A 14,459-nucleotide genomic window follows, 5' to 3' on the forward strand; every position below is an offset into this window, starting at 1 on the left:
ATGGGCATGGAGAACGTACTAGGAATAGACCTGAACACCCTCACACCTATCGGCCGATCCGCTTACCTCGGGTTGCTGACACCCACAGGACGTCAGGTCAAGATAGTCCTCGTCAAAGGCGCAGAAGTGCTGCCTCTTCAAGAAGCAGCTACGCTCCGCCGAAAGCTCGTTGAGGAATTAACTGTCACGGCTGGCTTGCCAGTTCCATTTGCCGACGAGATCGCCTCCGTGCCGTGCACATTCGAAGGCTCTGACGCATGGGCCTTCGTAAACTCGTACGTTCCCGGGGCGGACCTCACCAGGATCGCCAGAAGCCTCGCACCTGGCCAGGACTCTGGACTCGCGGACGAGATCGGACAGGCCGTGGGAGTATCCCTCGCAGCCGTACATAGCGCGTCCCAGCCTCTGGCAGGAGCTCTGCGACACAAGGAAGACGCGGAAGTCGTTGATCAAGATATGACCTGGCGAGAGGTCACGCTCACCAGGCAAGAGGGCGTAGCGCGCCGAGTACATGAGGCTAGCAAGATCACGGCGCTGGATGACCGGCAGTTGCGACGGGCTCATTCACTGGCCGCCGCGTTCACTGGCCGCTTCAGAACCACACTCCACCCCACCGCCGGCCCGGCAATGGCCTGTCTGATCCACAAGGATCTTCACGGTGGAAACATCATTCTTGATACCAGCGCACCGCCTGACACCTGGATAGCTTCATTCATCGATGACCAGCTATCTGTCGGCGACAGCGGATACGACATCGCCAGTATTCACACCTGGGCGTTCGAAGTTATGGATAGGCCATCCTTCATGGCCTTCAGTCATGGGCTCGAACGCGGATACAAGAGCCTCATTCCAGACTGCACTCTACGGAGTTGCGACCTCCTTCTCTATCTCGCCGACCGCTCCCTCGGACGGCTGGCCTACTATGCGCGATCCGCTCCAAAGTGGATCGAACCATACGGGTCAGAGCGACTGATCCGGCATCTCGACCTTCTCGACTGCATCGCCAGCACGGCGGGCTCCCCCGACAGCATCATCGACCCCTTCGCAACGGTTAGGAGACTGGCTACATGAATGAGATCGCCCTCGACGCGGCCATTAAGGCATCCACTCGTACACCCATAACTCAAGCCCAGGTGGAGCAGTTCCAAGAGGAGGGATACTGCGTGCTGCCCGCCATCGTGCCTGAATCGTTGATGAATCTGCTCAGCGAGGAATGCGGGCAAGCCATTGTCAACGTACATGACGAAATGGACGCCAAAGGCGTGGACGTCCTGGGTGGTAGCCGGCGAGGGTTGCAGTACACGCCCGGTGGCTGCCGGAACACGCAGCCACGGCTCCGCGAGTTCCTGTTCGGTGATCTACTTCAGGGGATCTGCGCGCAACTACTCGGACCCGAGACCTATCTGATATGGGAGCAATTCTCTGTGAAGATGGGCGCAAAAGGCTCCGGCGAGAAGCGTGCTCGCTTCGAGAACGATGGGAGTCCTCAGTCGCTCGGCTATTTTTCCTGGCACCAGGATTCGGGCTACGTTCCCGTGGACCATGCCCCGTACCTCTCCTGCTGGGTCGCGCTGGATGACATCACATCCGAGAACGGACCCCTTCGGGTCATCCCCTTCACAGACCTCGGCATCCGCACACGAGTCACACACACCGCAGACCCCCTGAACGGCGACTTGGTGGGGTACTTCGGAGCCCACCAGGGTGTAGCAATCGAGATCCCAAAGGGCACCGTGATCTGCTTCAGCAGCACCCTGTTCCACTCGAGCTCGACGAACGGCACCAGCTCGCCCAGGCGCGCCTACCTGGCCCAATACTCTTCAACTACCAGTGCAGCCAGTGGGAACGTTCTCTGGCGGGATGCCGAACGTGTCCCCTCCGGGCCCGACGTCCCCGCGGAAGAAGGAACCGCATGAATCAGTCGCCTGCAGAGTCCGTGGACGAGGGATCGCTCGATGCTGCCGTGATCAGCAAGGTATGGCCTTACTTCCACGATGTTCAGCTCGCCGGCACCCGGAGACTCAAGGGACGCAGCCACCGGGTCTACGAGTGCACCGACGCACGTGGAGGCGCTGTTGTGGTGCGTCTCTCCGCTCCACACCGTGCACGCTTCGGCATCGAGGCTTCTCTCGTTCAGCGATGCCGCGATGCCGGCGTCCCTGTCCCTGCGATCAGATACGTCGGCAACCAGGAGTCAGCGTACGGCCCCGTCTCCATCATGGTGCAGGACAAGGTGGCGGGCGAGACACTCCGAGAGCATGCGACGCGCGTCGGGCCAGAGAGAGCCCGCGATGTGGTGCGACAAGCAGGCGAGATTTTGGCCGAGATCCACCAGGTGAACACCACGGAGTTCGGTTCCGTGGATGCCAACCTTCATGGAACCGACAGCAAGTTCGGCGACTGGTTTATTGACCGCCTGGAGGCAAAACTCAACGAGGCCAGACGTATTGAGCCGACCTCTGGCCGACTCCTGGACAGGGCAATGGCTCTAATGCGCATCCATCGGGCCATGCTCGATGACTGTTCACCCAAGCTGCTGCATGGCGATTACAGTCCTGACAACCTCATTGTGGAGGATGGATGCATTGCCGCCGTGATTGACTGGGAGGCAGCCAAGAGTGGCCCACCCGAAATGGATATCGGCTGGTGGGATTGCTTCTTTGAGTCTCCTCTGACTCAGGCAAGCGAGCTGATCTCTGGTTACGAGCGGCGGATCAAGTTCGAACCCGAGCGACTGCTGACGCTGAGGCATCTCGCCGTACTCCGGATCATGATTGGTCACTTCTCCTGGACGCTGTCGGTAGGAGATCCAGAAGGGATCAAGCACGCTGCCGAACGCATCGAGCTAGAAGTTGACACAGCAGACTCCTGGGCCCACGCATGACCTGCTGTCAGACTTCGCCGCCCTCTGTCCGATAGGCAGAAGATACAGCGAAGATTGGTGGATACGACCACGTGCGCGTCTGCGCCAGTTCGGCAGACGCGCACGTCAGTAGCATCAAAGACCAAGCGTAGGCAGGAATTCCGCCCTCACCGCGCCGTCCTCAAGCTCGTCTCGGATTCACACGACCCTCTGATAGTCGCTGCTTGCGGCGCGAGTTACCAGCTTCAGGTCGACAAGGAGCCGACGCAAGGCCGCATAGTCAGAGTGAACTTGGCCCAGCAAGTCGTTCACTTCGGACTCCGGCAGTTGCCTATCGGGGGGCAAGAGCCGAACAAGGAGCTGCGCAACACGCCACCGGAAGTCGGGATTCTCCGGAAGCTTTACGAGCCTCCCGTGTTTGAAGAACCTCTCGAGATCAGGGTCCTCCGAAAGCAAGCCGGTCATTGGCAAGACTGCGTCGACTGCATCAGCAGCCGCGCTGAGTACGGAAAGATCCGCTGACAGAGTGTGCCCTTCAATCGACACCAGTCCGACTTCCTTGAGTCGCACTGCGTCCTTCACCATCGACTTCGGATCCCGGCCGACTGCAGCCGCGACTGCGCCCAAGGAACAGTCGTCACCTCTGCTCTGCCGCTCGGCTACATTCGCGAGCAGAGTCAGCCGGCTGGATACAGAGAGAGCGCCAAGCAACTCTGCCGCGCTGCTGAGTTCAGACATGCGAACTTCCTAGGGGTCGGTCCGCCTGGCGTCAAGACGGTTTCTAGCGACCCCATCGACCCATGGCGACAGGTCGCAGCGCCCGCAGGTCCGCCGGGTCAGACAGTGGAGTGGTCGTCGTCGCCGCATCACGCCAGGGAAACCGTCGACGCTCGCATGCACGAACCGACAGCGGTCCCCCGTCGTCTGACACACAAGCGTATGGGCAAGTTCCACTAGAGGGACATCACGCCAGTGATATGGCCCGACCTCGACAGCACGTTCTGGTGGTCGAACGCGAGGCCCCACCGGGACCTAAGCGGGCAGAAGTTGGGGCGGTGCATGCTGCACACAACGGACCTCGGCCAAGTTGCGAAGCATGGGGCCGGTGAGCTCGACGGGCACATCGAGGCCGTCGAGGAGCATGACCACCTTGTCGATGTTGGTCAGCTTGCGATCGCCGGACTCAAGCATTGACAGGAATGACTGACTCAGCCCAGTCAGCGTGGCCATGTCATCCTGACGGAGGTTGCTGATCTCCCGCACGAGGGTGCACAAGGCGCCGAATTCCAGGGTGACGAGCGCCTCCCGAACGCGTGCGTCCGCCCATACTTCCGGTCGTACGCACGGGGACACTAACCCCGCCGGAGTTCGAAGGCATCCACTACAGCGATCTTCTGGGTTGTAGCGGCTGAGACGACACTTGCACTGCGAGCATCGACGGTCGTGTTTAGCAGTCACGACTCCCCTAGTGTTGCGCTCTCTCCGCACGATCATCCCCTCGTCACTGTCAACCGGCGGCCCATGCGTTGAGGCCTGCAGCCTCGTTCCGGTCTCGGACCCGCACCTGAGGCCAGCCCTCTTCGCGATCGACACTCTGTATGCGTACGGTTACCCTCGACAGAGGGGACATGGGGGGCCCTTCAAATGACCCGCGCTCTGTCCCCACTGTCCGCTCGCGAACTGCAACCCACATGCAAGACTCGTCAGGAAGGCAGGCCCGACGGCTTCGTGGAGGGCACGACATGATCGACGACCGTCCCCGCTGGGCGCAACGCATGGAGTCCGAGCGCGCTGCTCGCGGTTGGAGCCCTCTCGACGCCGCCCGCGCCATGCGTGCCCATTCATCCCACGAGCTGCCTGATGAACGGACGCTCACCCGGTCGTGGCGCCGCTGGGAATCCGGCGCGGTCGAGCCCCGGGACCACAGAGCTCTGATCGCGACGGTTTTCGGCACGACCACCCACGCGTTCTTCCCCGTGGAACACCGCCGGGACGGAAACGCCGAGGTGCAGGACGTTTCAGGTATGGACACCGTCGAGATCGTGGCCCGGCTGCGGGCTTCAGATGTCGATGAGGCCACCTTGGACGCATTGCGCATCACAGTCGACAGACTCTGCACGGAGTACGCCTACATGCCAGGCGACCAACTTCTGGTCGAGGGCAGGGCATGGCTCAATCGCGTCGTCACCATGCAGCATCAGCGACTCACGCTCGGGCAGCACCGTGACATTCTCGCCCTCGCGGGAATGCTGACCTTGCTCGTCGGCTGCGTGGAGTACGACAGTGGCGGCCCGACACGCACTCATGCGGAGGCCACCCGGCAGGCTGCACTGTCGATTGGGCGCGAGGTCGGGCACGCGGGCATTCAGGGGTGGGCGCATGAGATGCGAGCATGGTTCGCGCTCACGACCGGCGATATGCGCGGCGTCATCTCCGCAGCCGACGCCGGCCTCTCTGTTGCCCCCAAGGAGTCCGTAGCTGTCCAGTTGCTCGCTCAGAGGGCCAAGGCATGGGCCAGGCTCGGAGACAGACGCCAGACGGAGGTGGCGCTCGACGCTGGCCGCACTCTGCTTGAATCCATGCCTTATCCAGAGAACGTACAGAACCATTTCGTAGTCGATCCGGGCAAGTGGGACTTCTACTCCATGGACTGCTATCGCAAGGTCGGTGACAACCAGATTTCTGAGACCTTGGCTCGCGAAGTCCTTCGAGCGGGGGTGGACTATGACGGGCGGGAGCGTTCCCCGATGCGCAACGCCGAAGCCCGGATCACCCTGGGCGTCGTTGCAGCCCGGGAGGGAGATCTCGCAGCCGCCATCTCGTACGGCGAGCAGGCATTGCGGGGCGACCGGAAGTCGCTGCCCTCGCTGAGTATGGTCGCCGGTGACCTGGACGCAGTCCTCACCCAGCGATACGACGGTGATCCTCAGGCGCGGGAGTTCGTTCAGCACATGCGCGCTCTGGGCTCGCGCTGACACTGCTTGAGCATGTACCGGACGACGAGCCCCTCTGCGTCTCGGCGGCGGATCCGCTAGAAGTCGTGCAGCACGAAGTCCGTCACGGACCGATAACCGATCCGCCGATAAAGGCCGTTGCTCGTGAGGTTGGACAAGTCCGCGAACAACAGCACTTCGGCCGGGCACGCCACCAGCGCCGCTCGCCTCGCCACCACGGTCGCGGCACCCGCGTACCCGCGGCCGCGAAAGGGGGCTGGAGTGATGACGGGAGCCACTCTGATCTGGCCAGCCACCATCGGTGTCACGCCTGCCATGGAGACAGGAGTGCCCTCTGTGGTCTCCCAGAAAACCTCATTGTGCCTGTGACCAGTCGACATGCATTCCCCGGTGGCGGCCAGTTCGGCTCCCCGCCGTGGCCACTTCGATTGGGTCTCGCAAGATTTTCGTGACGAGGTGACAGTCCGTCACGGCGGTGCCATTGTCCGTACTGTGTGCGGACATGCTCGGGATGCTGCTCCCGCACCTGGAGAAGGTGCTGGTGGAGCAAGTGGTCGTGGAGAGCGGGGTGTTGCGCATCACGGCGCGTACCCGGGATGAGGTCCTCTTGCCGTGTCCGGACTGCGGAACCGAGTCGCGCCGGGTGCACAGCCGGTACCAGCGGCGCCTCGCGGACGCGGCGGTCGGTGGCAGACCGGTGGTGATCGTGCTGAGCGTGCGGCGGCTGTTCTGCGGCACTCCGGACTGCTCGCGCTGTACGTTCGCTGAGCAGGTCGAGGGGCTGACCATCCGGTACGGCCGCTACACCCCGCTGCTGCTGGAGATGCTGCGAGCGGTGGGCCTGGCGCTGGCCGGCAGTGCTGGAGCCCGGCTGTTGGCCGTGCTCAACGTCATGGTCAGCCGGGTGACGCTGCTGTCCATCGTGCTCGCGCTGCCGGAGCCGGTGGTGGAGTGTCCGCGGATCCTGGGAGTCGACGAGTTCGCCCTCAAGCGGTCCCGCCGTTACGGCACGGTGCTGGTCGATGTCGAGACCCACCGGGTCATCGACATCCTTGCCGACTACTCGGGCGATACGTTCGCCGACTGGCTCGCGACCCACCCAGGAGCCCAGGTGATCTGCCGGGACCGGGCCAACTCCTTCAGCGATGGGGCCCGACGGGGTGCTCCGCAGGCTCAACAATGCGCTGACCGCTTCCACTTGTGGCAGAACCTGGGCACTGCGGTCGAGCGGGCCACTGGCCGACTCCGCTACACCTGGCTGCCGCCGGAGCGCGAGCCTTCTGCCACCGCGGAGGTTTTGCCAGACAAGGACGAGGGCCCGCTCACCCAGCGCAACCGGCAACGCCATGCCGCCGTGCATGCCCTGATGGAACGGGGCGTGGGCCTGACCGGGATCATGCGGGAGCTGCGACTGGACCCCAAGACCGTCCGCAGGTTCATGCGCGCGGCCACGGTCGAGGAGATCCTCACCCACGGGCCGTCGGGCCGCACTGGAATGCTCGACGCGCACGCCGACTACCTTGCCCGGCGCTGGGACGAGGGCTGCACCGGCGCCCACATCCTGCACGCCGAACTCACCGCCCAGGGCATCCACGTCAGCAAACGCACCGTCCGCCGCTTCGTTCACCGGATGCGCGAGCGCGGCGCGCCCACGCCCCGGTCGCTGGCGCCAAAGGCGCGAGAGGTCAGCGCACTGATCCTCACCCATCCCGACGCCTTGGCCGAGCCGGACCGGGCCCTGCTCAAGGAGTTCAGCGCCCGCTGCCCCGACCTCGCCACTATCCGCACGCTGGTCGAGGAGTTCGCCGAGATGCTCGTCAACCGCCGGGGCGACCAGAGCCTCGACGGCTGGCTCAACTCCGCCAGGACCAGCGGCGTTCCGGAGCTGCACGGATTCGCCAACAGCCTGGCCCGCGACCTCGACGCGGTCCGCGCCGGGCTGACCCTGCCCTGGAGTTCGGGTGTTGTCGAAGGACACGTCAACCGGATCAAGATGTTGAAACGCCAGATGTTCGGAAGGGCCGGACACCACCTCCTCCGCCACCGCATCCTGCTGGCTCACTGAAAACGCGGCGAACCAGATAGATTGCCGAAGGCTACGAAGGGAGACGCTCATGAACCCGCGGCTCCCACGCCTCCACGACAAACTGGTGAAGATCACCGCCAACCTGCATCGCAGCCGTTCCTTCGGCGAGGACAAGCACAAGTTCCGCCTCGGGCCGCCGCTTTCGGAGGAACGGGTGCAATCCTTCGAAGCTGATCTCGGAATCGCGCTTCCCAGCGCCTTCCGAGCATTCCTGACCCAACTGGGCGCCACCGGTGCGGCCCCGTTCTACGGTCTGCTACCGCTGGAGCAGTACGAACTGTTCACCATGGACCCGGAATCGGCGACGAACACTTCACGTGGCTTCACGCCGCTGGAACAGCGCCAGCACCACGGCGACCTCTTCCTCCACATCATCGAGGCAGGCTGCAGCGACCTGGTCCTGCTCGGCATCACGGGCCCGCTCCGCGGACGGATCCTCACCGGCAACTCCGACGGATTCTGGGGCCCAGAGCTCTCACCGGCCGCAGACTTCATCGCCTGGTACGAACTCTGGCTCGACGACATGGCAGCCGGACGGGACAACCGAGCCCTGGAACTCTCCGCGCCTCCCTCGCACACCCCGTGATCCAGCACGCTCGGTTACTACTTCACGAAAATCTTGCGAGACCCATCGTTGATGTCCGCGCAACCGTGCTCAGACATGAGCATGTCGGCCTGGGCGTGGCCCATCTTTTCAGTGCGCCCCGGCCACCGCGTCGTGTGCTCTGACTCTTTGCGGTCGTCCAGGACTCTCAGAAGTCATTGCGCGGGCCTGGGGAGATGGCGATACCCGGCTGAGCGAATGGGGGTCGCTTGCTTCCTGACTTGCCTGCGGCCGCAGTATCGGTCCAGTGAGTTCGAGGGGGACTTTCAAGCCGGCGAGAAGTTGGACGATTCTGTCTATGTTTGTGAGACGACGCGCGCCTGTTTCAAGCATTGACAGGAATGACTGACTCAAGCCAGTCAGCGTGACCATGTCATCCTGTCGTAGCCGCCCGAGGGTTCGCACCAACGTGCAGAGTCTCCCGAAGTCTCGCTCTGCGAGGGCTAACCGGACTTCTGGCACTTCCCAGACATGATCGGGTATGCGAAGGGTTGTCGGTGGCGCTGTCTGTTGTCCCCGGAGACAGGCGCTGCAGTAGTCCTCCTTGTTGTATCGGCTCAGTTGGCAGTCGCACTCGTTGCAGCGACGCGTGCGTACGGCAGTCACGGGTCCTCCCGCGGTGCGCAGTCCTGACACAGGCATCCACTCCTCGGTGCGGCTGGATTCGTGACGTACGCCGTAACGACCGCAGGAGGGCAGCCGCGTGACCGTCTCCCGCGTCGTGGCCGCCCGCTTCCTCACCAGCGCAGTCGGTAGTGCACCCAGGCTGCCTCCAATCAAAGCGAGTGACCCGGACAATCTGTCCGGGTCCGATTACGCATGCTGTGACGGTTCTTGATTGAGTGTCAGGAAAGAGCCCGATCTACCTCGGCTAGTACGGCTTCCCACGGGTACCGGCGGCCTGGCATCCCAGCCCGCGGCTCGGCGAGCGGCCACATCTCGTCCCCGTAGATCAGCCGAACACCCACGTCGTGCAGGGCTTTGATGTGCCCCTCCCACGCAGGGTGACGGGCGTGCGCGGCGTTCACTCGCGGCCATACGACAATCGGCAAATCGAGGGTCCCGATCGCCTCGTTCACCTGAGTCAACGCTTGGTTGTCCGAAATGCCCAAGGCGAGCTTGGCAACGGTATTGGCGCTCGCAGGGGCAACGGTGTAGCAGTCCACCGGAGGGTGCGGGCGGGAGTCCCCAGGTAGACGCGACTCGGTTCGTACGGGCAGGCCCGTCAGCTCCTCAATCTTGGCGGCCTCTCCGCTGGAGCGGAGCCACTCACCTGCTGTCGGCGTGAGCGTGACCGCGACGGTCCACCCGCGTTCGAGGGCGGGCACCACGAGTCCCGTCCGCAGCTCCTCGACTCCGCCGGCGCCCGAACCGACGACGCCCAGCACCTTGCCCTGCATCAACCTCATTGCACCGCCCTGCACCGTTGGGCCATGGCCAGCAGCTCGGACGAGTGTCTGCCGCCAGTGACCGGAGACTGCTTCCTCAGATCACGAAGAGTCTCCCGCACCCGCGGATTGTTCCGCACGAGCTGCGGCGACGTGCGCTCAGCCTCACGTAGCTCGTTGAACGCGTCGTCGACGCGTCCGCTGAGGCACAGGGCGCGGGCGTAGTCGATGCGGTGGGACACCGCGCGTTCCGGCGGCATGTGGTCGACGTCAATGCTCCCGTTGTCGATGACGTATGGGATGTTCTCCAGGTCCAGTTCGATGGAGACTCGGTGCAGTGCGACATTCGTCGGGCCGAAGCACGTCTGCCAGTAGTTCTCGTCGGAGCCGAGCCGATCAGCCAGCCCCGTTGCTCGCTCAAGCAAGGCGGTGGCCGTAGACCTGTCCTGGTGCCGCGCCGCGGCCACCGCCGCGCGCAGGTGGATCATCCCGAGCAGGCTCAGGGCGGCGGGATCGTTCTCATCGACCTGACGCGCAAGCCAGGCCGCCGCGGTGTCTCCCAATTCGAGGGCGTCTTCGTAACGGCCGTTGGCCAGGAGCGCATGCGTACCAGAGCGTGCGGCAGAGGCGAGCGACAGTGGATCTTCGGACTCATCGGCAGCCCGCATGGCACGTTCGGCCGCGAGCCACGACAGGTCCGACTCGCCGATCTTGGCGAGTGCAGTAGCTGCCAGATGGTGCGTACGCGCGGAGACCATGAGACCGCGCCGACGTTGATCGCCGTGGGGAAGGTCTTCGAGCTCCTGGGCGGTTCGGAGCAGACCGGGGAGCGCGGTGATGACGTCCCCGAGAACGCCTGCTTGATAGTGGCCCCAGCTGCGTTCCACGAGTATCTGGGCTTGCTCCGGTCTGGGAACTTGGCTCTGTGCCGTCGGCTCGAACAGCAGCTTCGAGAGTCGACGGGGGCTCATCAACGCATCACGGACAGCGGGCACGTCGTCCATGTGCTTCTGATCGTCCTCCATGAGGAGGGGCTGCCCCATAAGGTCACCGAGAGGGACGCGTAGCACGCGTGCGAGCTCGGCGAGCTTGTCGATCCTCGGAGCCTTCCGCACACCTCGTTCGATCTTCGACAGCCAGTCGGTGCTACGCCCGACGAGCCCTGCGAGCACAGGCTGTGTGTAGCCACGACGCTCGCGGTAGAACGCAATTCGCTCCCCTACGCTGAGGTGATCCCCGAGACCCCGCATGTGGGCTGCCTCCCCGACTCTAGGTCTGCAATTCACGGTAGCGGCCGACCAGATCCCGGGATCAGGCAGTGATTCGGGTAGGTGGTGCCAGCCTCAGCTTCCGCTCCCAGGGCCAGCGTGGGCCGGACACTCTGTCCGGCTACGAAAGGCTCGGTGGAAACGTGGCTGCACTGGATACCCGCGCGCCGCGACAATCCCCCGCGACCGCTATGCAGCTGCCGCGGATGGGAGAAGCCGGGAGCCGCCTCTCTAATCCCCTTGAACCGTCACGTCCTTAATGGACGCACACAGTTTGGGCACATCTTCAAGGCTGTCGAGGACGATGTCGGCACCGGCGGCAGCAAGCTCGTCTCCCGTGGTCTTGCCCGAGGTCACCCCGATCACCGAAGCACCACCCTCAAGACCGGTGCGAACGTCCTCAAGGGAGTCTCCGATGATCACGGTGTTGGCACGGGTGAAGACCGTCCCGTGTTTGACCTGCGCGCGCTTCTGCGCGATACGGACGAGCGCAGGCCGATGGTCGTCGTCGGAGGCAAACCCGCCGATTTCGGTATCGAGGTAGCCGTCGAGGTTGAAGGCCGCGAGCTTCAGCAGAGCGTTCGGCTTGAGGTTGCCAGTGACGGCTGTCGGCACCCAGTGCTCGTGCCCCTGCACGGCTTCGAGGGCCGCGACGGCTCCGGGCATGAGGACACCTTGCCCGCGGAGATCTTCTGTGTGGGCTGCCAGCCGCTTAGGCAGCAGCTCCATCATCCGTCCCAGTAGGTCTGGGACCAATGATTCCGGTACGCCGTTGTCCAAGAGCAGGGAGGAGATGGCGAGGGGCATGGTCACGCCGGTACCACGTGCTGGCAGCCGCTCGGCGGGGCGGCCTACCACTTCAGCGAACGTCTCGCGGTACACCTGCCGGTCAATATCCCCGACGTAGAGCAGGGTGCGGTCGATGTCCCAGAGGATGAGGGTCTGCCGTTCTGCCATGTCCTTCAGTTCCTTGCTCCCGTCTACTGGCAGCCTCGCTGTTCGCGGCGAGGCGACGAGTACGGAGACCCCACTGCCGCGCTGCTGAGCACGGCCTGGTGAGCCTCAACTGCCCCGGCATCAGACATCATCACCGAAGAGTTCGGCGGCGCCTGACCGCCACCTCACTGCGCAGGATCGGAGCCGATCGCGTACCGAGGTCTTGTCGTCAGCGCAGGGGCAGTACGGCGAGGGTGCGCCATCGGTAGGCACGATCTTCGCGCCGTAGTTCCACCAGATCGACCTGTCCGATCGGCAGTGTGACGGCGGGTAGATCGCGCAGCGGCCGGATCGCCTCCCGTACTTTGTGCGCGTCCAGAGTGCGGTTGCAGTAGGCAATGCCGATGTGCGGGCGCAGCACGGAGGTCGGCTTCTTCAGCGGCAGCCCGCACTGATCGCTCGTAAGCGACAGGTCACTGTGGAGGTTGATGAGTGGGGTCCACGGGGCGACGCTGTAGCGGATGGCTCCGCGAGAGGCAGCCATCGGGACTGCACTGATGGTGAAGGCATCGGGAAGGCGCGCTGCTGCTCGGGCGCGGAGCGTGTGAAGCTGGGCTTCGCTGACCTCGTTGGCTCGACCGATCCTCCCCAGGGTCAGGTGTAGCCCGTCCTCGTCGATGAGGTCGAAGTCGAGCGAAGCGAGCCGCTGCTGGCAGGACCGCATCTGCTCGGTAAGGGCGGCGGCATCGGCGAAGGTGAGCATCCAGTAGTAGGCGCGCGTGGATGCGTGCCAGCCTGGCCGGTCCCAGTGGTTTTTCATCTGATCGACGGTGGCGAAGGCCGCCCAGTCGTGCGCGGTGATGATGTGGGGGTCATCAGTGCTGGGCGGAGGGGCGGTGGGAAACGCGGTAGGGCTGGCGGTCAAGAGCACTGGCGGCGCCTCTCGCTCGCGGCTGTCCGTCTGGGCGTGTCATCTTGGCAGATTCGGCCACGGCGCGGGTCAGCGGGGAGGAGCGCCACACGCGCAGGGCTTCCGTGTAGTTGCGTACGGCCGGCAGGTCGCGCCACTGGGTGGCGCGGTCAGCGAGTTCTCCGGCGCGCTGCACCACGGACCGGATCGGTGGCCCACCGCCGGCGTCGAGTACCTGCCGCCCGAGAACCATGGCGTGCTCAACGTCAGGCCGCGCCCCGGTCAGCAGGGCGGTGGCGACATCGAGACTGACCAAGGCTTGGCTCCAGGCGGAGTCGGACTGCGCTACGAGCCCGTCGATCTGCTCGGCGTATGCGATGACTTTGGGGGTGTCAGCGAGCGCAACGTGGGCGGTGGCGGCGTTGGCCAGGGTCCGGGCCAAGCTGTAGGGGGCGAAGGAGATGCACGAAGTGAGCCCCTCGGGCAGCGCATGCTGCCCGCTGAGCTCCTCTGCCTGGGCGAGGGCGCGCTCGGCGCCGGTGGCGTCCCCAAGCTTTCCCAGGGCACGGGCGCTTCCGTTGGCCAGGAGGCGAATTGCTTGGGGATTACGAGGATCGATATCTATGCCCGCCCTGGCCCAGGTGAGGGCATCGGCGAAGCGCCCAGCGTAGTAGGCGCTCAATGATCGAGTGCCCAGAGCCCACATCATCAGATCTTGGTCGTCGATCTCGGCCGCGAGCGCGTGGGCCTCCGTGCAGTATGCCTCCGCTAAGACCTCGCGGCCGGCGTTGACGGCCATGTAGCCAAGAAGTCCGGAGGCCTGCGCGGCCAGCCGGAATAAGGCTTCACGCTGCCTGGGTGGCTGCTGCTCCTCCAACAACGGCTGTACATAGGTGCGTAGTTCGGTGGTGACCGACACGAGCTGGTGTGGGCCTTCTTGTTCATAGCGGTCCACGATGTCCGTGATCTGCTGCTCCAGTAGGCGCAGCGTCGCCGGATCCGTATGGGACGAGGTGAGGGTGTTCAGACGCTTGGCGATCTCGAGCGGGCTCTCCCACTCAGCTGCGACGACTGGAGCGTGTTGAACCCCGGGGCGCGGGAAGGGAGCGAGCTCTGGTGGGACATCGAGTCCGGTAAGGAACTCGACGATCTTGTCGATGTTGGTGAGGCGCCGACGGCCCGCTTCGAGCATGGAGAGGAATGCTTGGCTGAGCCCGGTGAGCTGAGCGACGTCATCTTGGCGGAGTGATCCACGCTGACGGATCAGGCGCGTCGCTTCACCGAAGTTCCAGGTAGATAAAGCCCGTTGAACATCAGCGTTCCGCCACACGTGTTCGGGCACGGAGGGAGCGGGTGGGGTCAGACTGTGCGAGCGATGGCAAGCCGAGCAGAGGATTCCCGAGTTGTACTGGCTCAGTTGGCAGCCGCACCGTTCGCAGCGTCGCGGCGA

The 14,459-nt window shown here is 64.2% G+C and carries 13 protein-coding genes and 1 pseudogene; 6 read left to right on the forward strand and 8 right to left on the reverse strand.

Annotation, left to right across the window (positions count from 1 at the left end; genetic code table 11):
* From PH203_RS27790 to PH203_RS27800, 3 genes are read left to right on the forward strand one after another with little or no spacing between them, the layout of a single operon-like run.
* A complete protein-coding gene (locus PH203_RS27790; RefSeq protein WP_289923260.1) occupies positions 1-1,071 on the forward strand; it encodes an aminoglycoside phosphotransferase family protein in 1,071 nt (356 codons plus the stop codon).
* Positions 1,068-1,916, forward strand: a complete 849-nt coding sequence (locus PH203_RS27795) for a phytanoyl-CoA dioxygenase family protein (RefSeq protein ID WP_289923261.1) — start codon at positions 1,068-1,070, stop codon at positions 1,914-1,916. Before PH203_RS27790 ends, PH203_RS27795 begins: the two co-directional genes overlap by 4 nt.
* Positions 1,913-2,884 (forward strand): phosphotransferase, encoded by a 972-nt coding sequence (locus tag PH203_RS27800; RefSeq protein ID WP_289923262.1) that lies wholly within the window; start codon positions 1,913-1,915, stop codon positions 2,882-2,884. The genes PH203_RS27795 and PH203_RS27800 overlap by 4 nt, the downstream gene beginning before the upstream one ends.
* Before the next feature lie 177 nt (positions 2,885-3,061).
* Here the strand turns inward: PH203_RS27800 and PH203_RS27805 are convergent, their stop codons facing one another.
* Together PH203_RS27805 and PH203_RS27810 are read right to left on the reverse strand one after the other, a co-directional pair.
* Positions 3,062-3,601, reverse strand: a complete 540-nt coding sequence (locus PH203_RS27805) for a DUF2087 domain-containing protein (RefSeq protein WP_289923263.1) — start codon at positions 3,599-3,601, stop codon at positions 3,062-3,064.
* Positions 3,602-3,895: 294 nt separating this feature from the next.
* A complete protein-coding gene (locus PH203_RS27810) occupies positions 3,896-4,126 on the reverse strand; it encodes a helix-turn-helix transcriptional regulator (RefSeq protein WP_289923264.1) in 231 nt (76 codons plus the stop codon).
* 479 nt (positions 4,127-4,605) lie between these two features.
* On the opposite strand from PH203_RS27810, the gene PH203_RS27815 reads away from it, so the two are divergent.
* Complete coding sequence (locus PH203_RS27815) at positions 4,606-5,838, forward strand: XRE family transcriptional regulator (protein ID WP_289923265.1); 1,233 nt, start codon at positions 4,606-4,608, stop codon at positions 5,836-5,838.
* Positions 5,839-5,894: 56 nt separating this feature from the next.
* On the opposite strand, the pseudogene PH203_RS27820 reads toward PH203_RS27815, so the two are convergent.
* Positions 5,895-6,164: pseudogene (locus tag PH203_RS27820) on the reverse strand (GNAT family N-acetyltransferase); the annotation flags it as partial.
* Between the two features lie 155 nt (positions 6,165-6,319).
* Here PH203_RS27820 and PH203_RS27825 point away from each other — a divergent pair.
* On the forward strand, positions 6,320-7,882 hold the full coding sequence (locus tag PH203_RS27825; protein ID WP_289923266.1) for an ISL3 family transposase: 1,563 nt from the start codon (positions 6,320-6,322) through the stop codon (positions 7,880-7,882).
* Positions 7,883-7,931: 49 nt separating this feature from the next.
* Positions 7,932-8,489, forward strand: coding sequence for an SMI1/KNR4 family protein (locus tag PH203_RS27830; protein ID WP_289923267.1), 558 nt, complete (start codon positions 7,932-7,934; stop codon positions 8,487-8,489).
* A gap of 863 nt (positions 8,490-9,352) precedes the next feature.
* Here PH203_RS27830 and PH203_RS27835 read toward each other — a convergent pair.
* From PH203_RS27835 to PH203_RS27855, 5 genes are all read right to left on the reverse strand, one after another.
* The gene (locus PH203_RS27835) at positions 9,353-9,907 is read right to left on the reverse strand and encodes a flavoprotein (protein WP_289923268.1); all 555 of its coding nucleotides are present in this window, start codon (positions 9,905-9,907) and stop codon (positions 9,353-9,355) included.
* A gap of 5 nt (positions 9,908-9,912) precedes the next feature.
* The gene (locus PH203_RS27840; protein ID WP_289923270.1) at positions 9,913-11,145 is read right to left on the reverse strand and encodes a helix-turn-helix transcriptional regulator; all 1,233 of its coding nucleotides are present in this window, start codon (positions 11,143-11,145) and stop codon (positions 9,913-9,915) included.
* A gap of 249 nt (positions 11,146-11,394) precedes the next feature.
* A complete protein-coding gene (locus tag PH203_RS27845) occupies positions 11,395-12,120 on the reverse strand; it encodes an HAD hydrolase-like protein (protein WP_289923271.1) in 726 nt (241 codons plus the stop codon).
* A gap of 208 nt (positions 12,121-12,328) precedes the next feature.
* The gene (locus tag PH203_RS27850; protein ID WP_354671267.1) at positions 12,329-13,030 is read right to left on the reverse strand and encodes a 2'-5' RNA ligase family protein; all 702 of its coding nucleotides are present in this window, start codon (positions 13,028-13,030) and stop codon (positions 12,329-12,331) included.
* Entirely contained in the window at positions 12,975-14,351 is a 1,377-nt protein-coding gene (locus tag PH203_RS27855; protein ID WP_289923273.1) for a helix-turn-helix transcriptional regulator, read from the reverse strand. The genes PH203_RS27850 and PH203_RS27855 overlap by 56 nt, the downstream gene beginning before the upstream one ends.
* Positions 14,352-14,459 lie beyond the last annotated feature (108 nt).

Source organism: Streptomyces sp. S.PB5 (genome assembly GCF_030403745.1).
In the GTDB taxonomy this organism is placed as follows: domain Bacteria; phylum Actinomycetota; class Actinomycetes; order Streptomycetales; family Streptomycetaceae; genus Streptomyces.

Bases quoted from the DNA above. Each gene is read 5' to 3' on its own strand.
- PH203_RS27790 (WP_289923260.1), top strand. From the start codon at position 1: ATGGGCATGGAGAACGTACTAGGAATAGACCTGAACACCCTCACACCT.
- PH203_RS27795 (WP_289923261.1), top strand. From the start codon at position 1,068: ATGAATGAGATCGCCCTCGACGCGGCCATTAAGGCATCCACTCGTACA.
- PH203_RS27800 (WP_289923262.1), top strand. From the start codon at position 1,913: ATGAATCAGTCGCCTGCAGAGTCCGTGGACGAGGGATCGCTCGATGCT.
- PH203_RS27805 (WP_289923263.1), bottom strand. From the start codon at position 3,601: ATGTCTGAACTCAGCAGCGCGGCAGAGTTGCTTGGCGCTCTCTCTGTA.
- PH203_RS27815 (WP_289923265.1), top strand. From the start codon at position 4,606: ATGATCGACGACCGTCCCCGCTGGGCGCAACGCATGGAGTCCGAGCGC.
- PH203_RS27825 (WP_289923266.1), top strand. From the start codon at position 6,320: ATGCTCGGGATGCTGCTCCCGCACCTGGAGAAGGTGCTGGTGGAGCAA.
- PH203_RS27830 (WP_289923267.1), top strand. From the start codon at position 7,932: ATGAACCCGCGGCTCCCACGCCTCCACGACAAACTGGTGAAGATCACC.
- PH203_RS27835 (WP_289923268.1), bottom strand. From the start codon at position 9,907: ATGCAGGGCAAGGTGCTGGGCGTCGTCGGTTCGGGCGCCGGCGGAGTC.
- PH203_RS27840 (WP_289923270.1), bottom strand. From the start codon at position 11,145: ATGCGGGGTCTCGGGGATCACCTCAGCGTAGGGGAGCGAATTGCGTTC.
- PH203_RS27845 (WP_289923271.1), bottom strand. From the start codon at position 12,120: ATGGCAGAACGGCAGACCCTCATCCTCTGGGACATCGACCGCACCCTG.